Source organism: Natrinema salaciae (assembly GCF_900110865.1).
Lineage (GTDB): Archaea > Halobacteriota > Halobacteria > Halobacteriales > Natrialbaceae > Natrinema > Natrinema salaciae.
Genome location: NZ_FOFD01000003.1, coordinates 268,095 through 289,517 on the forward strand (window position 1 = coordinate 268,095; position 21,423 = coordinate 289,517).

The following is a 21,423-nucleotide window of genomic DNA, read 5'->3' on the forward strand; positions in this document are numbered from 1 at the left end:
CCGCCGCGGTCCTCCTCGCGGAGGGCGATGGCCGTCCCTCTCTCCCTCTCTCAGTCGTCGTCGGAGGTGGCCGACCCGGTCGGCGCGGCGGACCGGTCCTCCTCGCGGAGGAAGACCGCGCGACGGCTGCCGAAGACCCAGATCATGACGCCGACGGCGATCAGCGTGATGATCGCGAAGGGACCGCCGGCGATGATCGCGGCCTGTTGCAGCGCTGCGGTGCCGCCGGCGACCATCAGCAGCGAGGCCAGCGCGCCCATGAGGCCGCCCCAGATGACGCGGTTGATCGTCGAGGGCTTCCGTTTGCCGCCGGTGGTGAGCATCCCCAGCGCGAGCGTCGAGGAGTCGGCCGACGTCACGAAAAACGTCGTCACCAACACCAGGAAGAGGGCGGTGAGCAACTGGCCGGCCGGCAGCGCCTCGAACAGCGGGTAGCCGGCGACGGCCTCCTCGAAGCCCCACGCCTCGAGCGTGCCGAGGATGTCGGCTCGCCCGGTCGATTCCAGGTAGATGGAGGTCCCGCCCATCGTCGCGAACCAGGGGATCGTGATGGCCGTGGACGCGACGACGCCGGTCGCGGCGACCTGCCGGACGGTCCGTCCCCGGGAGATGCGGGCGATGAACAGGCCCACGAACGGTGCCCAGGAGAACCACCACGCCCAGTAGAAGATGGTCCAGGCGCCGACGAACTCGTCGTCCGCACCCAGTCCGCCGCTTTCGCCGGCACCCATGTAGAGACTCATCGAAACGAACTCGTTGACGTAGGCCCCCAGCGCCTGGGTGCCCACGGTCATGACGTATATCGTCGGTCCGAGCACGAAGGCCGCGGCCGTCAGGAGGCCGAACAGCGCCATATTGAAGTACGAGATCCGGCGGATGCCGCGCTCGACGCCGAGCGCGACCGAGAGGGTAAAGGCCACGGTCAACCCCGTGATCACGAGCACGGTCCCGGCGTCGCCGAACGTGACGCCGCCGGCGTACTCGAGGCCGACGAGGAACTGATTGCCGACCAGCCCGAGCGTCGTCGCGATGCCGCCGATGGTGGCGAAGACGGCGAGGATGTCCACGAGCTTCGCCCATGGGCTGTCGAGGTTGTCGAAGCCGATGATGGGCGCGATGATCGTCGAGATGCGCATCGGCGCGTCCCTGCGGTAGGCGAAGTAGGCGATCGGAATCGCCACGATCACGTACGCCGACCACGCCGAGACCCCCCAGTGGAAGAACGTGTACTGGAGCGCGCTGACGGCGGCGGCCGTCGACTCCGCTTCGACGCCCGAAAACGGCGAGGGCGTCGAGTAGTGGTAAATCGCCTCCGCTGGCCCCAGAAGACGATGCCGGCGGCGATCCCCGCGGAGTACAACATCGCGAAGTACGCGAGGAAACTGAACTCGGGGTCCTCGTCCTCCTCGCCGAGCTTGATGTTGCCCCACGGGCCGAAGACGAGGTACAACACGAATCCCACGAGAACGAACATCGAGACGAGGTACGCCCAGCCGAGGTTCGTCCAGAGGAACTCGTTGGTACCCTCCATCAGATCGAGCGTTCGGTTCTCACGGAAGAGAAACGCCGCGACGATCACCACGGCGACGACGAAACCGATCCCGAAGACGGTCGGATCGAGTTCGTCGAGGAAGGTTCGAACCGCGCCGTCCCCGCTCCGTTCGGGGTCACTCATCGCGGATCACACGCCACCGGCGTCCGGAAACTCGATCGCTCGCTCGGTTCGATTCGGGTGCGCTCACGGACGGATCGACGAGCGCACCCTCGTTCGGCACCGGCACACCTCCAGTGACATTGTATGGCACGTTGTCACACACCGTGTGGATAGATACCAAGATCCTCAATCAAGATTTATCTTAATAACCGGCGTTGCTTTTACGGCTTCGACCGAACCGGTGCGGTCAGGCGTTGACGTGTCGGACCTCGTAGCCGTGATCGCGAATCGAGCGAACGATCGTCCGTGACTGTCCCGAACCGCTCGTCTCGATCTGGAAGACGAGGTACGCCTCGCCCACGTCGAGTTCGGGGGCAGAGCGGTCGTGGCGGACGGTCTGGATGTTCGCACCGCGGTCGGCGATGAGCCCCGATACCTCCTCCATCTTGCCGGGTCGGTCGGCGATCCGGACCCGCAATCGCAGCAGTTGCTCGCGGTCGGTCAGCGCGTGGACGAGAACGGTCTGTAACATCGTCATATCGAGGTTCCCGCCGCCGAGCAGCGGCATCACCGTCTCGTCTCGCACGTCGAGTTCGTCGCTGATGATCGCGGCGACCGACGCCGCACCGGCCCCCTCGACGACCTGTTTGGCGCGCTCGAGCAGGAGCAGTACCGCCCGGGCGATCTCGCCGTCGGTGACGGTGACCACCTCGTCGACGCGCTCCTCGATCAGCGAGAGCGTCAGCTCCGAGAGCCCGCCGGTGGCGATCCCGTCCGCGATCGTCTCCACGGAGTCGAGCGCGACGGGCGTTCCCTTCCGGAGGCTCTCGGAAACGGTCGACGCACCCTTCGCCTGCACGCCGACGATGCGCGTCGACGGCGAGCGCTCGGCGAAGGCCGTCGCGATTCCCGAGATGAGGCCCCCACCCCCGATCGGGACGACGACCGTGTCCACCGTCGGGAGGTCGTCGTACATCTCCAGACCGAGCGTCCCCTGCCCGGCGACGATCGCGGGATCGTCGTAGGCGTGGACGAACGCCGTCCGTTCGTCGTCGACGAGGCCGCGAGCGTGAGCCATCGCCTCCCGGAAGTCGCTGCCGACGAGCTCGACGTCGGCGCCGTAGCCGCGGGTCGCATCGACTTTCGCCTGGGGCGCGCCGGTGGGCATGACGATCGTCGAGTCGATACCGAGTTTCGTCGCCGCGAGCGCGACGCCCTGTGCGTGATTGCCGGCGCTGGCCGCGACGACCCGGTCCGTCTCCCCCTCGGCGACGCACTGTGCGATCTTGTTGTACGCGCCGCGGGTCTTGAACGACCCCGTCCACTGGAGGTGCTCCATCTTGAGGTGGACCTCGCCGCCGGTCAGTTCGTCGAGGGACGTGCTCCGTTCGACCGGGGTCCGCTTGACGACCGACTCGTCGTCGAGTCGGTCGCGGGCTGCTTCGATGTCGGCGAACGCGACGGCGCTGTGTTCCTCGCCCATGGCTGTCAGCGAAGCATCTTCTCGCGGTCGGGGTCGAACAGCGGCTCGTCCCGGACCGTCGCGGCGTGGCGTTCGTTCTCGTAGCTGATCTCGACGTCGCGACCCGGTTCGGCGTCGGCCGCCGGCAGGTAGGCGTACGCGATCCCGGCGTCGATCGTGTACCCGTAGTCCGCGCGGGAGACGTAGCCGAGCACCTCGCCGCCGTCCGGATCGAGCACCGGGTGTCCCGCGTCGACGACCGCGCCAGGCTCGTCGAGCGTGATCGGCGCGATCGTTCGATCGATCCCCTCGTCGCGGGCCTCGAGCAGCGCCTCCTTGCCGACGAAGTCGGTCTCGAGGTCGACCGCGAACCCGATCCCCGCTTCGTAGGGGTCGTACTCGGGCGTGACGTCGCTGCCCCACAGCCGGAACCCCTTCTCCAGGCTCGTCGACCCGAGCGCCGCCCAGCCCATCGGGACGATGCCGTACTCCTCGCCGGCGTCCTCGATTCGCTCCCAGAGTCGCGCGCCGTACTCCGTCGGCGCGTAGAGCTCCCAGCCGAGTTCGCCGGCGTAGGAGAGCCGGAGCATGGTGACGGGCAAGCTCTCGAGGAACGTCTCCCGCGCGGTGTAGAACGGGAACGCGTCGTTAGACAGCGCCGCTTCGACCAGCGGCGCGAGCACGTTCCGCGCGTCCGGCCCGAAGACGCCGATACCGCACAGACTCGAGTCGCGGGTCGTCACCGACACGGAGCCGTCGTCGGGCGCGTGCTCGCGGACCCACCGCGAGTGCAGCGTCGCGGAGGGACCGCCGCCGGTGAACACCGTGTACCGGTCGGCCGCGAACCTGGCGACCGTCACGTCGGCGAGGATTCCGCCGTCCTCGTTGCACATCGCCGCGTAGCGAATCCGGCCGGGCGAGACGTCGATATCGTTCGTCAGGAGCCGCTGGAGGAGGTCGGTCGCGCCGTCGCCGGTCACCTCGATCCCGGTGTAAGTGGTCATGTCGACCATCCCGACGCGGGCGCGGACGGCCTGGTGCTCGACGCCCTGGGCCTTCGACCAGCCGCGATCGAGCCAGTCGGGCCTGTCGGGGACGTCGTACTCCTCGAGCAGGGATTCGTTCGTCTCGTACCACTGGGGCATCTCCCAGCCGCCCGAGTCGTAGAACTCCGCGCCGAGTTCGTCCTGTCGCCCGTAGAACGGACTCCGCCGGAGGCCGCGCTGCCCCTGGGGCTGTTCGCGGGGATGAATCAGCTGGTAGATCTCCCGGTACTGCTGTGCGCCGCGACCCCAGGTGTACTCCCGCGAACCGGCGTGGGGCTGGAACCGCGAGACGTGCGCCCTCGTGGCGTCGACGCGTTCGCCGTCGAGTCGGGGAACGCCGTCTTCCATCCAGTGGGCGACGATGCTCCCCGCACCGCCCGACTGGGTGACCCAGATCGCGAGCGCCCACCAGAGCCCGTCGACGTCCGCCGTCGGGCCGAGGATGGGCATCCCGTCGGGGGTGAAACAGAACATCCCGTTGATCCCGGACTCGAACTCGGCGTCCCGCAGCGACGGGACGAGTTCGCACGCCGCGTCGTGGGCCGCCTGCTCGTGATCGGGGTGGGTGTTCTCGGAGAAGTGTTCCGCGGTGAACTCCCGCAGCGAGGGGTACTCGAGGCCCAGATCCTCGAGTTTCTCGGGGCCGTAGATGTCCGCGGGGTCGACCAGCAGCGGCTCGTGGTTGTAGGAGCCGACGCCGTAGCGCTCGCCGTGCTGGCGGAAGTACAGCGACCGGTCCTGGTGGCGGAGCAGGGGCTGTTCGATCTCGCGGCTCGCGCCCGCGAGCTCGTCGAGGTCGTCCGAGACGAGGTACTGGTGGGCACAGGGTACCAGCGGAATATCGACGTCGACCATGTCGCCGAACAGCGGCCCCCAGATGTTCGTCGCGAGGAGCACCTCGTCGGCCGCGATACGCCCGCGATCGGTGACGACCGCCCGGATCTCGCCGTCCTCGACCTCGAGATCGGTCACCGTCGTCTCGCCGTAGAACTCGGTGCCGGCCGCTCGAGCCCGCTCGGCCATCGTCGCCGCGGCGTCGACCGCGTGGGCCGTCCCGTCCGTCGGGACGTAGTAGCCGCCTCGGACGACCTCGGGGTCGACCTGGGGAACCCGGTCGGCGACCTCGGCGGGCGAGAGGAGTTCCCCGCCCTCGATCCCGTGGGACTGCCCCCGCTCGCGCTTTCGCTTCAGGAAGTCCCAGCGGTCGTCGGTGGACGCGACCTCGATCCCGCCGCAGGTCCGGAAGCTCTCGAGGTCCGCGTACAGCTCGCGCGTGTACGACGCCATCCGCGTCATCAGCCTGGAGCCGCCCGTCTGGAACACCAGCCCGGGGGCGTGCGAGGTGGAGCCGCCGGTCTCGAACAGCGGTCCCTGGTCGACGACGACGACGTCCTCGCGACCGAGGCGAGCGAGGTGGTAGGCGGCGCTACAGCCGACGCAGCCGGCACCGACGACGACGGTTCCCGCGCTGTCGGGAATCGTGGTCCCTGTACTCATGTGTCATAATTACTGCCAGACGGCCGAGCATAGCTATCCGGGTGGATAATCTGTGGCGTATAACAACCGGGGGCCGGCGCAGGCGAGAGCCGCCGAAATCGGTCGTCGAGACCGGCCGACTGTAGTCCGACTCCAGCGGGGTCGGCGGCGGATCGGAAAACGGACCGCGGAAGCGCTACGCCTCGTCGAACCGGTCCAGTCGAAACATGTCGATCGGGTGGTCCGTCTCGCCGTCGACCGCGAGGTCGGCGAGGATCTCGCCGATGACGCTGGCGAACTTGAAGCCGTGACCCGAGAAGCCCGCGCCGACGACCACCTGCGGATGGTCGGGGAGCGTGTCGAGGATGAAGTGCTCGTCCGGGGAGTTCGTGAACATGCAGGTCGCGAGCCGCATCGTCGGCCCCGCCGCCTCGGGGAAGTAGTTCGCCGTGACCTCGCGGAGCAGGCGCTCGTCCTCGAGTCCGGGTTCGGTGTCGTAGTCGTCCGGATCGACCTGCTCGTCGCGGTGGTGGTACTTGCCGATCTTGAACCCCGGCACGTCGTAGATCGGCAGCCCGTAGAACCGGCCCTCGGGGACCATCAGGTTCCAGACCGGGAAGTTCTCCGGCTCGAAGATCGACGGGCGGTCGGGCTGGAACCAGCCGAGCACCTGCCGTTCCGGGACCGCGAGCCCCTCGAGCGCGTCGGCGAACGTGGCGTTCCAGGCGCCCGCGGCGAGCACCATGCGCTCGGCCTCGTAGGTCCCGCGGTCGGTCTCGACCCGGACGCCGCCGTCCGGCGTCGGCTCCCACTCGAGGACCCGTTCGCGGGCGCGGACCTCGGCACCCGCCGCCTGCGCCGTCTCGACGTGGCCGATGATCGACTGTTCGGGGACGACGAACCCGCCGTCGGGCTGGTAGAGCGCTCTGTATCCCTCCGGAAGCCGATAGCCGGGGAACCGCTCTGCCACCTGCTCGCTCGTGAGCACCTCGTGGGGAATGTCGTACTCCTGGCAGGAACGCAGCGACCCCTCGAAGACGACGTTGTCTTCGGGACCGGCGTCGATCGATCCGGTCCGGTGGATCACCTCGCGACCGGACGCCGCCGCGAGGTCGTCCCAGAGCTCGTACGCTCGCTCGATGAGCGGAATGTAAGACGGGTGTTCGTAGTAGGCCCGCCGGATGATCCGCGTGATGCCGTGTGACGATCCCATCGTGTGCGGGACGTCGTAGCGCTCGAGTCCCAACACGTCGAGTCCGCGGTCGGCGAGGTGGAACGTCGTCGCGCTTCCCATGCCGCCGACGCCGATCACGACGACGTCGTACCGCGCTCCGTTCGTGTTCATACTGTCGACCGGTTGGGCGAGAGATCCCTTGATTGTTGGTCCGTCTCACGGCAGACCCTTTTGAATCGTCGCCGGTCGCGCGCTCGGTATCGGCCGTCGTCCACCACCGCGCGTTCGACGCGGCCGTTGACTCGAGCCGTCGGCGGAGCGTCGCCAGCCGCGGTCGCCCGTCACCACTTATACGTACGAACTACCTGCGATCAACCCTTATTGAGTGATACGACAAGACATACCACAGAGTATGTCACGGTGGAACAACGGTCGCGACGAGGTCGAACCGGTCAGTCCCGACATCACCGACGAGACGAACGCGCTCCCGGCGCGGTACTTCACGGACCCGGACGTCCACGAGATGGAGAAGGAGGCGGTGTTCGGTCGCTACTGGGTGTACGCCGGACACGCGAACTGCATCCCGAACGCGGGGGACTACTTCACGCGGACCATCGGCGACCGGGAGATCATCGTCGTCCGGACCGACGACGGCGACGTCCAGGCGTACTACAACGTCTGTGCCCACCGCGGATCGGCGATGGTCGAGAAGACGCCGATGACCGATCCGGACAACGCGCGGCGGATCCAGTGTCCGTACCACCTCTGGACGTACGACCTCGACGGCGACCTCGCGAGCACGCCAAAGAGCTTCGAGGACGCGCGACTGAACCCCGACCTCGCGGACGAAGACGTCCCCGAACTAGACGCCGAGGAGAACGCCCTCATGGCGGTGCACACCGATCGGATCGGTCCGTTCGTCTTCGTCAACGTCGACGAGGAGCCGATGAGCCTCGCGGACCAGGCCGGGACGATGAAATCCGAACTCGAGTCGCTCCCGCTCGAGGACTACCACCTCGCCCGACGCATCGTCTCGGAGGTCGAGTGCAACTGGAAGGTCTTCGCCGGGAACTACTCGGAGTGTGACCACTGTCAGGCAAACCACCAGGACTGGGTTCGCGACCTCGAACTGCTGGACTCCGAACTCGAGGTCGACGACTACCACTGGATCCTCCACTACCAGCACGCGGAGGACGTCGACGACGAGATGCGCATCCACGAGGAGCACGAGGCGAAGTTCTACTACTTCTGGCCGAACTTCACGGTCAACATGTACGGCACCGCCGACGGCTACGGCACCTACATCGTCGATCCCATCGACGAAGGGCGGTTCCAGCTCGTCGCGGACTACTACTTCCGGGATTCCGACCTGACCGAGGACGAGGAGGCGTTCGTCCGAACGAGCAGACAGCTCCAGGAGGAGGACTTCGAACTCGTCGAGCGCCAGCAACGCGGCCTCGAGTCCGGAGCGATCGCCCAGGCTCGGCTCGGGCCGAACGAACACACCGTGCACAAACTGCACCGGCTCGCACAGGAGGCCTACGAGGCCTAACGCCCCCGCATCGTTTCACCGCTTATGACTCGACGACACCGTCCCCCCTTCGTGGCCGCGTGCGAAGAGTGCGGGGTCGAGACGGAAATCGAAACGGCGAACGAGATCGTCGCGTTCTACCGCCGCCACCACCGGCAGACGGGACACGACGTGGTGCTCACGCGCGCCGCCCTCGTGTTCGAACCGCCGGCGGGAGCCCTCGAGACCATCGTCGCCGACCTCGAGCGACGCTACGAGGACGGCGTCCCGATCGGGATCGTCGCCGCGGCGATGAGCGAACGGGGGGTCTCCGTCGGCGAGACGCTCGCGGAGATCGACGACGTGCGGATGACCGGCTCGCTCTACGAACCCCGCGACGACCACCTCGCCGCCGTCTGACCGACCCGTCGCAGCGCCTGGTTCGTCTCGGTCGCCGACTCACTCGTCGAGGAGCGTCGTCTCCACGAGCTGGCCGGTCCCGCGACGGATGCGTCCCCCGACGGCCGTCGGCGAAATATCGAGCCGATCGGCGAGTTCCTCGAGCGAGGTCTCGCGGGGCTCCTCGAAGTAGCCGTCTCGATAGGCGCGTACCAGCGCGACGCGCTGCTCGTCGGTCACCTCCGGGGCCGTCACGCCGGTCCACTCGTCCTGCCGAAACATCCGGCGGAGTTCGAACGAGATACCGGTCTCCTCGCAGCGATCACAGAGGTCGGAGAGCGCCTCGCGGTCGGGGAGGTGGAGGCGAACCGTCCAACCCCAGCCGTTGCTCTCCGCTTTCAGCAACAGGCCGCCGAGTTCGGTCGTCATCGGTGAGATGAGTGCGGCCGCCTCGGCGTGCTGGAGCCGATAGATCCGTGCCGAACCGAGATCGTCGACGAGCAGCCAGTCCGTGACCGTGTGATCCCGCTCGAGCACGTCCTCGAACGTCTCGTCGACGCCCTCGACGAGGAAGAAGAACAGTCCGGTCTCGGGATCGGTCGTGGAGTGGGGAACGACCTCGATGGACACGTCCGGACGGTCGCGGATCGTCGGCGTCAACGCGAGATCGGGATGTGCGATGTCGAGGATTGCGATCAGACTCACGGTTTTTCACGTCGGCGTTCGTCGTGGCGCTGTTCGGTTCCGAACCCGTCCACCGACCGATGAGTTCTCGGCTGCCCGTCGACGGAAGCGCCGCGTTCGTCGCCCATTTTGCTAATCGGTACCACATACCATTACTTAACCGTTACCTCGAACCCGGAACGGAAAGCGAAACCGACAGCGGTTCATCCCACCCGTGGGAGCCGACGAATCGCGGCTCAGAAGGGGCGCTCCCGTCTACCGCCGCTGTGTCCGGACGTACCAGCCTCTCCAGAAGCGTCACCGCTCTATCCGGAGTCGTCACCGCTGTCTCCGGACGCGCTGCCGGCCCACTGAAAGCCCAGCCGCTTTGCCGGCCGGCGTCGTAGGTCGCGCATGACCGACTCCGCCGACCTTGCAGTGACCGCGACCTATCGCAGTCGAACGGTGCTCGATCGACCCGGAATCGACGCGTTGTTGGCTCACCCCGACCGACGCTCCTGACGAATGTTCGTCCGCACCGCGACTCCAGACGACGCCCTCGAGGTCCGACGGATCCTCGACGGAGCGATGCTCGAGCCGGGCGACGTCGAGCGCCGAATCGAGGCGGCCGACGTCTTCGTCGCCGGCGATCGACGGGGCGGTACGGGGGACTCGAACGCCAGCGACGACGGCACCGAACGGCTCCTGGGCACGGTCGTCCTCGAGCCCCTCGAGAGCGACCGGGGGTCACACGTCGCGGCCATCGGGGTCCGCCGTCGCCACCGCGGTCGGGGGATCGGCTCGGCACTGATCGACCGTGCGCTCGAGCGCGACGGGCGACTCACGGCGCGGTTCGACGACGGGGTCCGCCCGTTCTACGAGCGGCTGGGATTCTCGATCGAACCGATCGACGAGCAGCGCCACCGCGGCGTGGCCGTGACGAGCGAGCGCGCCTGACCGAGGCCTCAAAGGAACCCGTCTCCTGCCAGCGCAGCTTTATCCGACGGAACGTGGTACATGTCTTCGCATGGCGCTCCAACGGCTGCTCAGCGGCGATCCGTCGAAGAGTTCGAAGGTCTATCTGGCGATCGGAGCCCTCTCGCTCGTGAAGGCGATCGCGGTCCGCAACGACCGGGAACGGTTCCGACGGGAGTTGTTCGACGCCGGGCTGTTCCTCGGTGCCGGGCTGGTACTTCGCCGGTTCGGCAGGATGAAAGCGCAGAAACGACAGGAGCTTGAGTCCCAGCTTCCGAACTGGGCTGCCGATATGGTGACGTCCGAGTCCGCCTCGAGAGGACTGCAGACGCTCGCGAAACGCCAGCTCCGGAGCGGCTCGGAGCCCGAGCCGGAGCCGACGCTCGGCGACCGCGCTCGGAGCGTTCTCTCGAGTCGCTAACGCCCATCGTCGGTCACGGCCGTCTCACTCCGAGCCCCCGTCGGCGGCGGCCGCGCGCTCGGCGGACACCGGCTCGAGTGACGCCGTAAAGTGACGGAGTTCCGGAACGGCGGGGTTCGAGACGATCTCGAGGCCGGCGACCTCGTGGCGCTTCTCGAGGACGGCCTCGGCCGTCTCGGCGACGTGATCGAAGTGCTCCCGGTGGTAGGTCCGGCGCGGGACGGCGAGCCGAACCAGCTCCGGGCGGTCGGTCTCGGGGAAGGCGAAGCTCCCGAGTTCGACGCCCCTGACTCCCCCTTCTCGATACAGTTCACAGACCAGCGCCTGCCCCGGAAACTCGTCGGCCGGAATGTCCGGAAACGTCGCCCCCGCGTCGATATAGACCGCGTGTCCGCCGACCGGCTCGTACACCGGGAGACCGACTGCCTCGAGCATCGCGCCGAGTTCCCGGACCTGTTCGATCCGGTCCGTGATGTACGATTCCTCGACGGCCTCGCGCAGGCCGACGGCCATCGCGGCGACGTCGCGACCGGCCATGCCGCCGTACGTGGGAAAGCCCTCGTAGAGGATCGCACGCTGTTTGCACCGCTCGAAGAGTGCCCCGTCGTCGGTCGCGACGAAGCCGCCGACGTTCACTAACCCGTCTTTCTTCCCGCTCATGACGAGCGCGTCGGCGTACCCGAGTTGTTCGCGGGCCGCGTCGGCGACCGTCGCGTCGGCGAACTCGTCCTCGCGTCGGGTCACGAAGTAGGCGTTCTCCGCGAACCGGCAGGCGTCGATCACGAACGTGGCGTCGATCTCGTCGGCGAATGCCCGGACCCGGCGGGTGTTCTCGACGCTGACCGGCTGGCCCGCCGTCGAGTTGTTCGTGACCGTCTGGATCACCAGCGGGACGCGCTCCGCGCCGACCTCGTCGACCACTGCTCGCGCCCGCTCGAGCGAGAAGTTCCCTTTGAACGGCTCGTCCGTCTCCGGGTCGTGAGCGCCCGCTATCGGACAGTCGACCGGCTCGGCACCCTGATTCGAGACGTGCGCTCGCGTCGTGTCGAAGTGAGTGTTGTTGAGCGCGACGTCGCCCTCGGAGAGCAACGCGCCGTAGAGAACGTTCTCCGCGCCGCGGCCCTGATGGGTCGGGACCAGGCGCTCGAACCCCATCACGTCCGCCACCGCAGACGTGAGTTGATCGAAACTCGACGAGCCGGCGTACGCTTCGTCGCCCCGGAAGAGCGCGGCCCACTGATCGTCGCTCATCGCGCCCGTCCCGCTGTCGGTCAACAGATCGACGAAGACGTCATCGGCGGCGAGATTGAACGCGTTGTACCCGGCTTCCTCGAGCGCCGCCGCCCGTCGTTCTCTCGACGGGAGGCGAATCCGCTCGACCACTTTCGACTTGTACGCAACCATACCCGTTCGACGTCGCCGCGCGTGTTCAGTCTAGCTGGAGCCTTCTGCCCGTTGATGGCTCGAGACGCGCCCCCGAGAACGGATCGGCGCATCGATGAACGGAATCGGTCGCAGCCGTCGACGGATCGACGAGCGTCGGCTCAGTGACTGCCGAACGTATCGTCGGTCACACGCGTCGTCGTCGGCTCGGGGCCGACCAGTTCCAGCCCGTCGGTTCGGCCGTCGCGGAGGGTGAGCGTGCCGGACGAGGCGGTTTCGACCCGGTCGTCGTCCCGGACGGCTACGGCCGCGTCGCCGACGAACTCGAACTCGCGGTCCGCGACGCGGTCGGACGCGTCGTCGCGATCGTCGCCGCCCTCGTCGGTTCGGCGCGTCTCCTCGCACTCGCCGTCACGTGGGGGCGAGTTCGTCACGTCCTGGTCCCCGTGGTCGGCGAACACTTCGGCCGCGGTCACGTCGCTGATCTCGTCGACGGCATCCGCCTCGTGCCGCCCGCCGCTTTCGACGAGTTCGGCCGGCGTCTCCGCATCCCACGCCTCGAGGATCGCGTCCGGATCGGCCTCGACGTCTTCGAAGACTTCCGTTACGGTCGAATCGGTGCTCATGGCTCCGTCGCCACTGCGCGACACCTTCGTTACGGACGAGCTACCGGTGGATTAGTCCGAGAATACCGTCGAGGGAGATAGTTTCACGGAGCGCAACTGATCGAGGATCGATCAGTACCGACGGTCCAGCAGGGAGCTGGCGGTGGGTTGGAGGAGAGAGTGCCCCGTCCGAGACGCATCGAGGACGGGAACCGGGAACCGATATGGTCGCTCGCCTAGAACAGGTCCTGGGTGAGCTCGAGGGTCTCCTCGCGGTCGTCCCACTCGACGAAGAGGGCGACGCTGGTCGCGCTCGTGATGATGTCCTGCAGGTGGATTCGGGCCTCGGCGAGGGGGTTGACGATCTCGCTGATGATCCCCGGCTGGTTCGGGAGTTCGCCGCCAGTCACGCGGATGACGGCGATCGGCGAGTCGACGGTGACGCTCGAGAGTTCGTCGCGGGCGATGACCTCGCGGTGGAGGATGTTCTCGGCCCGCTCGGCCTCCTCCTCGTCGATGTAGAACGTGACGGTGTCCATCCCGCTGGCGACGGCGTCGATGTTGACGTCGCTCTCGGCGAGCGCTTCCGAGAGGTGGTTGAAGACGCCGGGTTCGTTGCGGATCGCGCGGCCGGCGACGGTCAGGCAGGCCAGCGGTCGCTCGCGCAGGTCGACCAGGTTCTTGAACTCGCCTTCGATGCTCGTCCCGCCCGAGAGCAGATCGCCGTGCTGGTAGTGGACGACGCGGACGTCTAACTTCCCGTCCTTGTACGACAGTGCGGACGGTGCGACGACCTCGGCCCCGCGGAACGAGAGATTCCGAAGTTCGTCGACCGAGATTTCGCCGACGTTACGAGCCCCTTCGACGACGTGCGGGTCACCGGTCATGACACCCTCGACGTCGGTCACGATGACGACCTCGTCCGCGTCCATGTACTTGCCCATCATGACGGCCGTGGTGTCGCTGCCACCGCGTCCGAGCGTCGTGATCGAACCGTCCGGCCCCTCCGCGAGGAAGCCGGTGATGACCGGGACCGTCTCGTCCATATCGGACGCAACCTCGCGGGCGCGTTGCTGCGTCTCTTCGACGTTGACCTCGCCGTACTCGTCGGTGACGACCGGCCACTGGTCGCTCCCGGGTTCCAGAAAGACCGCGTCGATACCGCGGGCCGACAGCGCGGCCTTGAGCATCCGAACCGACGTCCGTTCGCCCATGCTGACGATCTGGGCGCGATCGGCTTCGTCGGTGTCGAAGGTGATCTCCTCGAGGAGTTCGTCGGTGGTCGATCCCATCGCGCTGGCGACGACGGCGATCTCGTGGCCGTCCTCGACGGCGGCCGCGATCGAATCCGCGGCCCGATTGATCCGATCCCCGCTCCCGAGGCTCGTTCCGCCGAATTTGGCTACGACGCGCATACTGACACCTCACTGACAGCGTGCGTTACGGTAGTGTGGTTCATACTCGGTTCGTTACCAGAGCGGGCAAATAACTGTGTCCCATCGACTCCGTTCGTCTCTCCATCGCTACTCGAGAGCGAACCCGACGTGCCCGCACGGCGACCGCCGGGCCATCGGGCCGATCGCGACGATTCCCGCGACCGGGATTTATTGTCGTGCGCAGCATTACCATACGTCGATGAACGTACGGGACGCACTCGAGGCCGACGCCGACGCGCTCGCGTCAATCGCCGACTCCCCGACGGACGTGATGCGGAATCTCGTTCACGACCGGACGGTGCGCGTCGCGGAGGACGGGAACCACGATCCGAACGCGGACGTCTCGGGTTCGCAGTACGACGGCTCCGATCCGGAGGACCTGCTGGGATTCATTAGCTTCGATGCGCGTGAGGACACCGTCCACGTCACGCAACTCGACGGCACCAGCGAGGCCTGCAAGCGGCTGCTGGCCGAACCGGTCCGGTTCGCCGAGCGCGAGTCGATGGCCGTCGAACTGCTGGCGTCACAGGACGCGACCACGATCGAGGAAGCCGCCGACGAACTCGGCTTCGAGCGACGCGGCCGCGGCCCACGGTTCGACGGCTCCCCGACGGTCCGGTTTCGACTCGAGCCGTAATCGGAGAGGTCCCGAAGCTTCGAGGTGAAACTGTGGCAAAAGTAACTGTGGCAAAAGTGGTTGTTCCGCGAGCGCCGGCGGCGCGAGCGGGCCGACGACCGATGTGAGCGAGTGGAACGAGCGAACGGAGGGAGGAGGCTTTTGATCGAAATTTTGCCGAGCGTCGGCGAGACGTGTGCCAGCTCTGCTGGCATCGTCTCGCCAGAGCGCAGCGCAAAATTTCGTTAGGAGAACTTCTGGACTGTCACGTCGAGCGTATCCAGGTCGACGATCGGGGCGAAGCCGGCGTCGGGGTCGATGTTGACGCTCTTCTGGAAGTCCGTCTGGGCCTGCCAGCAGCCGGAGTTGATCGCGAGGACGTCGTGGTACTTCCCGAAGCCGAGCTTGTGGACGTGACCGGTGTGGAAGATGTCCGGCACCTCGTCGATGACGAGGTAGTCTTTCTCCTCCGGGGCCAGTCGGGTGTGGCCGCCGAACTGCGGCGCGACGTGGCGCTTCTTGAGGAGGTGATACATCGCCTTGTGGGGGTCGTCGTAGCTGGCCTTCGACTCGGGCAGTTCCGCAATGACTTCGTCCAGCGAGACGCCGTGATACATCAGGACGGAGACGCCCTCGACGGTCACCATCGACGGGTTGCTCACGATCTGGGGGTCGTGGGCGGACATGATCTCCCGGAGCTCCTCGTCGAATCCGGGCTGGGGTTCGGCCAGCCGCACCGCGTCGTGGTTCCCCGGAATCATGACGATCTCGATGTTGCCCGGGATCTTCTTCAAGTGCTCGCTGAACGCCTCGTACTGCTCGTAGATGTCGACGATGTCGAGTTCCTCGTCCTGGTCGGGGTAGACGCCGACGCCCTCGACCATGTCGCCCGCGAGCAACAGATATTCGACGTGTTGGGCCTCCGGGGTGTGCAACCAGTCGGCGAACGCGTTCCACGCGTCGGCCATGAACTCTTGACTGCCGACGTGGACGTCGCTGATCAGCGCCGCCTGCACGTGGCGGTCCGCCGTCGACGGCTCGTGCGTGCGGGGCACGTCCGGGAAGTGCATCGAGTCGACGAAGGCGATTCCCGAATCGTCCGCCAGCGTCCCCTCCATCGCCAGCACCTCGTCGCAGAGCAGTTCGTCGACGAGGTCGACGTACTCCCGGTCCTTCATCACGAGCCACGGGAAGGTTCCCGTCGCATCCTCGAGTTCGACCAGCCAGTGGCCGCTGGCGGTCGACCGGATGTCGTTGACCAGTCCGACCATCGCGACCTCGCTGCCGCCGGGCATGCTCTGAATGGCCGTCGCCGGTCGATGGTTGATCCGGCCTCGCAGCTTCGCTCCCAGCCGATCGAGGCGGTCCCGAAAGACGGAGACGAAGTCGCCGTACTCGCCGGTTCCCGTGCTCTGGCCGGTCATGTCGCCGACGATCTCGAGCGACCGCTGTGCTGGATCGGCGGAACGACCGGCGGGAGCAGACCCCTCCGTTTCAACTGGAGAGTGGGTCGTCGATTCGTTCCCCTCGTCCCGGGCTGTTCCAGTTGAAACGGAGGGGGTGGAGTCGGCGGCCGTCGTGTCGTCACCGACGGCAGCGTCGGCTCCAGATCCGGAACCGGCACTGGCATCGGCAGCAGCATCGGTGCTCGCGCCGCCCGCAGTCGAGAGCGCAGCCGCGACGTGCTCCGTCCGAACGACCAGCGCGTCGTCCGGAATCTCCTCGAGCACGCGCTCGAGCGTCGCGTTCGGGTCCTCGGCCGCCGCGAGCCGCGTCACCGCCTCGCGCTCGGCGTTGTACCCGCGACTCGTGAGTTCGCTGACGATCCGAGCGGGAGCCTCGAGTGGCACACACCACGAATTCGCGAGGGGAGGCAAAAGGATAGCGGATCCCGCGCTCGCACGCTTCGAGTGCCGCCGGAAGCTTGATAGCTCGGACGGAGAAATCGAATCCCGATGGACGGTGCCGACGGCGGTGAACGCGACGACGATCGATCCGGGGCTCGTAGCGAGCGCTCGAGACCGCAGTCGTTCCCGCCGACCGAACCCGGCAACCGGAGGCCGGCGCCCGGCGACGACCAGGAGCCGACGCTCGGCGCTCGATCGCGATCCGTCTCCGGTGACGCGGTCACGATCGAGGACGGCGTCGTCCGCTGGCTCCGCGAGACCGACGACTGGCGGATCTCCGTGTGCCGAGACGTCGCGACGAGTCTCGCCATCGTCGTGGTCGTCGGGCTCCTCCTGTTCGGGATCGCCGGTACCTGGCCGGCGTTCGTCACCGTCGAGAGCGGCAGTATGGAACCAAACATCGCGACGGGGGACTTCGTCTTCGTGGTCGACGACGACCGGTTCGTCGCCGACGCCGCCGTCGCGGGAACCGGTATCGCTACCCTCGAGAACGGGCGGGAGAGCGGCCACGAGAAGTTCGAGCGACCCGGCGACGTCATCGTCTTCCAGCCGAACGGCGATCCGACGAAAACGCCGACGATTCACCGCGCCCACTTCTGGGTCGAGGAGGACGAAAACTGGATCGAGACCGAAGCCGATCCTCGATACACGAACGGCGCGACCTGCAACGAGATCGTTTCGTGTCCGGCACCACAGGACGGGTTCGTCACGAAGGGTGACGCGAATACCGGGTACGATCAGCTCCCCCACTCCGGTTCGAAGACGACCGTCGTCAGCCCGGACTGGGTCGTCGGAAAGGCGATGGTTCGCGTCCCGTGGCTCGGACAGCTACGGCTCGCAGTCGATTCGGTCCGGGCTGTGACCGGGCTCGGACTGGCGGGGACGCTCGTCCTCACGGGAACGATCATGATCGCCCTGTTCGGGGCGGCTGCGGGTGAGCGCGAGCCGTAGGACGGAACGGCTACCGAGACGACCGCGGTCGCAGACGAGCCGACTGTCAACGGATCACGCGAACAGAAAGTTGATTGGCGGGCCCTGCAAATGGAGTGACGATGAGCGGCTCTAACTCCGGGCGACCCCCCGGTGATTCCGGCGACGATGAACACTCGGCGCAGGATCGTAGCGCCGGGACGTCGCGAACACCACCCGACGAATCGTCACGGCGCACGGCCGATTCCAGTTCCGATCCCGTGACGATCGAGGACGACGGCCTCGTCCGCTGGTTCCTCGGGACCAACGACGAAACCGTCGTGATAGTGCGGGATATCGCGAGCAGCGTCGCCATCGTCGCGGTCGTCGGGCTCCTCCTGTTCGGTGTCAGCGGAATCTGGCCGCCACTCGTCGCCGTCGAGAGCGGCAGTATGGAACCGAACATGCACAGAGGCGATCTCATTTTCGTCGTCGACGAGGGGCGATACGCCGGCGACGCCGCCGTCGCCGGAACCGGCGTCGTCCCGCTCGAGAACGGGCAGGAGAGCGATCACAAGAAGTTCGGCAATCCTGGCGACGTCATCGTCTTCCAGCCCGATGGCAATCCGGCGGAGACGCCGGTGATCCATCGCGCCCACTTCTGGGTCGAGGAAGACGAAAAATGGGTCGAGACGAAAGCCAGCGAGGAGATCGTCGGCAACGCGACCTGCACGGAAGTCGCTACCTGTCCCGCCGACCACGCTGGCTTCGTCACGAAAGGGGACGCTAACAACGGATACGACCAGTACGGAAACGGGATTAGCGACATCGTCAAACCCGAGTGGGTTCAAGGCAAAGCGATGTTCCGCATCCCGTGGCTCGGCCACGTCCGCCTGACCTTCGACAAGATCCTCGGCGGGATGCTCGTTCCCACGTCGCCCCAGAGCGCGCCTCTACAGGGGCCGGCGGAACCGACGACAGCAGCCTCCGCGAGTCCCGACACGGCCGGTCCCGGACTCGACCTGAACGGAGAACTCGCCGGCGCCGCCGGAGTCGCCGGTACCGGGGCCGGTGCGGCGGTCGCGATCGGCCGGTATCGTCGCTGAGTCGACCGTTCGACCTGGCCGAACGGTGATCCGTCACGCCGCGGAAGGCTACCGGCGCGATCTCGAGGATTTCATCGTCGTCGACCGTTCTCCGTGTACTTCTTCGATAGCGGACGCATTTCGAGTTGAAATAGGGGGGTTCGCTCCCCTCCCGAGCGATCGGGTTACGGGCTCGCGCAAAGCGAATCGCGGTGAGCGGTCGCCGAAGCCGAGCGATACGGCCACATATTCAAACGGCGGTTTCGTCGGGAAAGAAGGCGTGAATCGCCCGATCAGTTCTCGAACCGAGCCTGAACGAACGGCTGAATGTCGTCGATATCGCTCAGTCGAGAATCGCTCAGCAGGACGGCCTCCGTCTCTTCGAGTGGAACCGAGAGGCTGATCTCCTTGGTCCGGCCGTACCGCCCCTTCGAGACGACGACGGCGTTGACGATCCCGAGCATGTCGAGTTCGCTGATGAGATCCGTCACGCGCCGCTGGGTCAGCACGTCAGCGTCGATCTCCTCGCAGAGGCGCTTGTAGATGTTGAACACCTCGCCCGTGTTGATGCTGTGAACGCCGTTCTTCTCGAGCAGGATGATCGCGAAGAGGACGAGTTTGCTCTGGGTGGGGAGGGTACGGACGACCTCGACGACGCGATCGAGTTCGATCTTGTCCTGGGCCTGCCGGACGTGGTCCTCGACGATCGTTTCGGACTGAGACCGCTCGGCCAGCTCGCCGGCGGTCCGAAGCAGATCGAGCGCGCGTCGCGCGTCGCCGTGTTCCTGCGCGGCGAAGGCCGCACACAGCGGGATCACGTCGTCCGAGAGCGCGCCGCCTTTGAACGCGACCTCCGACCGGTGCTCCAGAATGTCCCGTAGCTGGTTCGCGTCGTAGGGCGGGAAGACGATCTCCTCCTCGCCTAGCGAGGATTTGACTCGAGGGTCGAGGAAGTCCGTGAACTTCAGGTCGTTCGAGATGCCGATGATCGACACCCGCGAGTTCTCGAGTTCGGAGTTCATCCGCGAGAGGTTATACAGGGTGTCGTCGCCGCTCTTCTCGACGAGTTTGTCGATCTCGTCTAACATGATGACGACGACCCGCTCGTCGTAGTCGACGGCGTCGAAGAAGACGCTGTAGACCCGGTCGGTCGGCCAGCCGGTCATCGGGACCTCCTCGAAGGAGTCTTTGTCGTCCGCGAGCGCCGAGATCCGGTCTTCGACGTCGCCACGCGTTTCGAACGGCGTCGACTCGAGAGGATGTGTCGGCCGGTCTGTGGCTGCCCCGTCGGTGGTCCCGGTGTTGCGACCGCCTTCGTCGGTCGCCGTCAGTGCGGGGTCGTCGGGTTCGTGTGACCGATCTGAAGACCCCCTTGTTTCAACTGGAGAATCGCCAGACGTAGATTCGTTTTGAGTTCCAGTCGAACTCTCTTTCGGTGGCTCCGGGTCCGCCGCCGAGACGAAGTCGAACGGGTCCGACGCCGTCCGGTCGTCCGCCGGATCGGTGCTGTCGCGCTCGACGGCGGCGTCGAACTCGTCGAGATCGTCCAGCAGTGACTCGAGGTCAGCGATCCGATCGTCGATCCGCGCTTTGTTCTTCTCGATGAACTTGTTCGCGAGTTGCGCGAGCACGCGGTACTGTGTATCGGTGACCTCGCAGTTGATGTACTCGACGTCACAGGGAACGCTGTATTTCTTGGACGTGCTCTCGAGTTCCTTGCTGACGAACTTGGCGCTCGCGGTCTTTCCGGTCCCGGTCTTTCCGTAGATGAGGATGTTCGACGGCGTTTCGCCGCGGAGCGCGGCGACGAGGATCGTCGCCATCTTGTTGATCTGGTCGCTCCGATGGGGGAGCTCGTGCGGGGTGTACGACGGGCGAAGGACCTCTTTGTTCTCGAAGATCGGTTCACCGCTGAGGAGGTCGTCGAACAGTCCCTGGTTCGACTCCTCGTCGTCGAGGTCCGCGTTCTCGAAGTTCGCCGAGAAGCCGCTCGTTCCGTCGACCTCGACCTCGTCCGAACTCGTTCGCTCTGAATTATCGTCTGACATCCGTCGTACAGCAGCCCCCTTATTTCGAGTGGAACACTGACCCCGGGAGCAGGAATTTCGCAGTATGATGGCCTCGGTTGGAGGATCCACCGTACCAGATACCCGATCCGGGTCCAGTTGATGCAAACGAAACAGAGGAAAACCATGCTAATAAAGGCTTCCCTTCCCCCGGCGATAGAGGCTGATGGCGACAGTCGCGACCGAGGAACGGAATCGACGCTTTCCCTCCGTTGGGCTCCCGTTATCGGACGCCCGCTGGATCGAGATCAGCGGGATCGCGACGAGGCTCGTTGGACGAGCGTTGCTGTCGAAACGAAGGGGTTCCCGCTCACGAAACGGGAGCGAAAGTGGGAAGCGGAATTTCCTCTCTCGAGGAGGACGATCCGTCGATCGCTCGTTCCGGAGAACCCGCGGACGTGAACGCTGGCAGGGCCTTCGAGACGTGCTTCGGTTCGCGAGGCGAGGGTCGGAACGTTCGGTTCGCGAGACGCGGTTAGGACGATATCGACCGCGATTTCCGTTCGAGTGATCGAGTCGTCTCGAGTCGTTCCGCCTTCGGTCGTCGATCGAGTGGAGGGAGTTTCGATCGTTAGTCGTGCGGTTGGGGGTTAGTCGAGTGGTGGGAGTAATGTTCAGTGATGTGTTCAGTGATGT

Annotated in this window: 16 protein-coding genes and 1 pseudogene; 7 read left to right on the forward strand and 10 right to left on the reverse strand. The window is 66.3% G+C overall.

Annotation, left to right across the window (positions count from 1 at the left end; translation table 11 throughout):
- Window positions 1-50: 50 nt before the first annotated feature.
- The 4 genes and pseudogenes from BMX07_RS10700 to solA all read right to left on the reverse strand — a co-directional run bounded on the left by BMX07_RS10700 (window position 51) and on the right by solA (window position 6,983).
- Window positions 51-1,675 (reverse strand): annotated as a pseudogene (locus tag BMX07_RS10700) (BCCT family transporter).
- Window positions 1,676-1,901: 226 nt separating this feature from the next.
- Window positions 1,902-3,137, reverse strand: a complete 1,236-nt coding sequence (gene ilvA / locus BMX07_RS10705) for a threonine ammonia-lyase (RefSeq protein ID WP_090617606.1) — start codon at window positions 3,135-3,137, stop codon at window positions 1,902-1,904.
- Window positions 3,138-3,142: 5 nt separating this feature from the next.
- Window positions 3,143-5,659 (reverse strand): GcvT family protein, encoded by a 2,517-nt coding sequence (locus BMX07_RS10710; RefSeq protein WP_090617608.1) that lies wholly within the window; start codon window positions 5,657-5,659, stop codon window positions 3,143-3,145.
- Between the two features lie 175 nt (window positions 5,660-5,834).
- Complete coding sequence (gene solA, locus BMX07_RS10715) at window positions 5,835-6,983, reverse strand: N-methyl-L-tryptophan oxidase (protein WP_090617610.1); 1,149 nt, start codon at window positions 6,981-6,983, stop codon at window positions 5,835-5,837.
- A gap of 241 nt (window positions 6,984-7,224) precedes the next feature.
- Here solA and BMX07_RS10720 point away from each other — a divergent pair, with 241 nt between their 5' ends.
- Both BMX07_RS10720 and BMX07_RS10725 read left to right on the forward strand, forming a co-directional pair.
- Complete coding sequence (locus BMX07_RS10720) at window positions 7,225-8,364, forward strand: aromatic ring-hydroxylating oxygenase subunit alpha (protein ID WP_090617613.1); 1,140 nt, start codon at window positions 7,225-7,227, stop codon at window positions 8,362-8,364.
- 24 nt (window positions 8,365-8,388) lie between these two features.
- Complete coding sequence (locus tag BMX07_RS10725) at window positions 8,389-8,742, forward strand: hypothetical protein (RefSeq protein WP_090617615.1); 354 nt, start codon at window positions 8,389-8,391, stop codon at window positions 8,740-8,742.
- Window positions 8,743-8,781: 39 nt separating this feature from the next.
- Here BMX07_RS10725 and BMX07_RS10730 read toward each other — a convergent pair whose 3' ends face one another.
- Window positions 8,782-9,426, reverse strand: coding sequence for a helix-turn-helix domain-containing protein (locus BMX07_RS10730; RefSeq protein WP_175480123.1), 645 nt, complete (start codon window positions 9,424-9,426; stop codon window positions 8,782-8,784).
- A gap of 483 nt (window positions 9,427-9,909) precedes the next feature.
- On the opposite strand from BMX07_RS10730, the gene BMX07_RS10735 reads away from it, so the two are divergent.
- Together BMX07_RS10735 and BMX07_RS10740 are read left to right on the forward strand one after the other, a co-directional pair.
- Complete coding sequence (locus BMX07_RS10735) at window positions 9,910-10,341, forward strand: GNAT family N-acetyltransferase (protein ID WP_090617617.1); 432 nt, start codon at window positions 9,910-9,912, stop codon at window positions 10,339-10,341.
- A 70-nt stretch (window positions 10,342-10,411) separates the two neighbouring features.
- Window positions 10,412-10,780, forward strand: coding sequence for a hypothetical protein (locus BMX07_RS10740; RefSeq protein WP_090617618.1), 369 nt, complete (start codon window positions 10,412-10,414; stop codon window positions 10,778-10,780).
- 24 nt (window positions 10,781-10,804) lie between these two features.
- Here the strand turns inward: BMX07_RS10740 and BMX07_RS10745 are convergent, their stop codons facing one another.
- From BMX07_RS10745 to BMX07_RS10755, 3 genes are all read right to left on the reverse strand, one after another.
- Entirely contained in the window at window positions 10,805-12,184 is a 1,380-nt protein-coding gene (locus BMX07_RS10745) for a tryptophanase (RefSeq protein ID WP_090617620.1), read from the reverse strand.
- Between the two features lie 140 nt (window positions 12,185-12,324).
- Window positions 12,325-12,789 carry a hypothetical protein gene (locus BMX07_RS10750; RefSeq protein ID WP_090617622.1) on the reverse strand — a complete coding sequence of 155 codons (465 nt, stop codon included), beginning with the start codon at window positions 12,787-12,789 and terminating at the stop codon, window positions 12,325-12,327.
- 215 nt (window positions 12,790-13,004) lie between these two features.
- On the reverse strand, window positions 13,005-14,183 hold the full coding sequence (locus tag BMX07_RS10755) for an aspartate kinase (protein WP_090617624.1): 1,179 nt from the start codon (window positions 14,181-14,183) through the stop codon (window positions 13,005-13,007).
- Window positions 14,184-14,403: 220 nt separating this feature from the next.
- On the opposite strand from BMX07_RS10755, the gene BMX07_RS10760 reads away from it, so the two are divergent.
- Complete coding sequence (locus BMX07_RS10760) at window positions 14,404-14,841, forward strand: hypothetical protein (protein ID WP_090617625.1); 438 nt, start codon at window positions 14,404-14,406, stop codon at window positions 14,839-14,841.
- 224 nt (window positions 14,842-15,065) lie between these two features.
- Here BMX07_RS10760 and BMX07_RS10765 read toward each other — a convergent pair whose 3' ends face one another.
- Entirely contained in the window at window positions 15,066-16,670 is a 1,605-nt protein-coding gene (locus BMX07_RS10765) for a DNA-directed DNA polymerase II small subunit (RefSeq protein WP_090617627.1), read from the reverse strand.
- 105 nt (window positions 16,671-16,775) lie between these two features.
- Between BMX07_RS10765 and BMX07_RS10770 the strand changes: the two genes are divergently transcribed.
- Together BMX07_RS10770 and BMX07_RS10775 are read left to right on the forward strand one after the other, a co-directional pair.
- Entirely contained in the window at window positions 16,776-17,678 is a 903-nt protein-coding gene (locus tag BMX07_RS10770; RefSeq protein WP_090617628.1) for a S24/S26 family peptidase, read from the forward strand.
- Window positions 17,679-17,779: 101 nt separating this feature from the next.
- Window positions 17,780-18,742, forward strand: coding sequence for a S24/S26 family peptidase (locus BMX07_RS10775; RefSeq protein WP_090618423.1), 963 nt, complete (start codon window positions 17,780-17,782; stop codon window positions 18,740-18,742).
- Window positions 18,743-19,014: 272 nt separating this feature from the next.
- On the opposite strand, the gene BMX07_RS10780 is transcribed toward BMX07_RS10775, so the two are convergent.
- Window positions 19,015-20,769, reverse strand: coding sequence for a Cdc6/Cdc18 family protein (locus BMX07_RS10780; protein ID WP_090617630.1), 1,755 nt, complete (start codon window positions 20,767-20,769; stop codon window positions 19,015-19,017).
- Window positions 20,770-21,423: the final 654 nt, after the last annotated feature.

Bases quoted from the DNA above. Each gene is read 5' to 3' on its own strand.
- ilvA (WP_090617606.1), bottom strand. From the start codon at position 3,137: ATGGGCGAGGAACACAGCGCCGTCGCGTTCGCCGACATCGAAGCAGCC.
- BMX07_RS10710 (WP_090617608.1), bottom strand. From the start codon at position 5,659: ATGAGTACAGGGACCACGATTCCCGACAGCGCGGGAACCGTCGTCGTC.
- solA (WP_090617610.1), bottom strand. From the start codon at position 6,983: ATGAACACGAACGGAGCGCGGTACGACGTCGTCGTGATCGGCGTCGGC.
- BMX07_RS10720 (WP_090617613.1), top strand. From the start codon at position 7,225: ATGTCACGGTGGAACAACGGTCGCGACGAGGTCGAACCGGTCAGTCCC.
- BMX07_RS10725 (WP_090617615.1), top strand. From the start codon at position 8,389: ATGACTCGACGACACCGTCCCCCCTTCGTGGCCGCGTGCGAAGAGTGC.
- BMX07_RS10735 (WP_090617617.1), top strand. From the start codon at position 9,910: ATGTTCGTCCGCACCGCGACTCCAGACGACGCCCTCGAGGTCCGACGG.
- BMX07_RS10740 (WP_090617618.1), top strand. From the start codon at position 10,412: ATGGCGCTCCAACGGCTGCTCAGCGGCGATCCGTCGAAGAGTTCGAAG.
- BMX07_RS10745 (WP_090617620.1), bottom strand. From the start codon at position 12,184: ATGGTTGCGTACAAGTCGAAAGTGGTCGAGCGGATTCGCCTCCCGTCG.
- BMX07_RS10750 (WP_090617622.1), bottom strand. From the start codon at position 12,789: ATGAGCACCGATTCGACCGTAACGGAAGTCTTCGAAGACGTCGAGGCC.
- BMX07_RS10755 (WP_090617624.1), bottom strand. From the start codon at position 14,183: ATGCGCGTCGTAGCCAAATTCGGCGGAACGAGCCTCGGGAGCGGGGAT.
- BMX07_RS10760 (WP_090617625.1), top strand. From the start codon at position 14,404: ATGAACGTACGGGACGCACTCGAGGCCGACGCCGACGCGCTCGCGTCA.
- BMX07_RS10770 (WP_090617628.1), top strand. From the start codon at position 16,776: ATGGACGGTGCCGACGGCGGTGAACGCGACGACGATCGATCCGGGGCT.
- BMX07_RS10775 (WP_090618423.1), top strand. From the start codon at position 17,780: ATGAGCGGCTCTAACTCCGGGCGACCCCCCGGTGATTCCGGCGACGAT.
- BMX07_RS10780 (WP_090617630.1), bottom strand. From the start codon at position 20,769: ATGTCAGACGATAATTCAGAGCGAACGAGTTCGGACGAGGTCGAGGTC.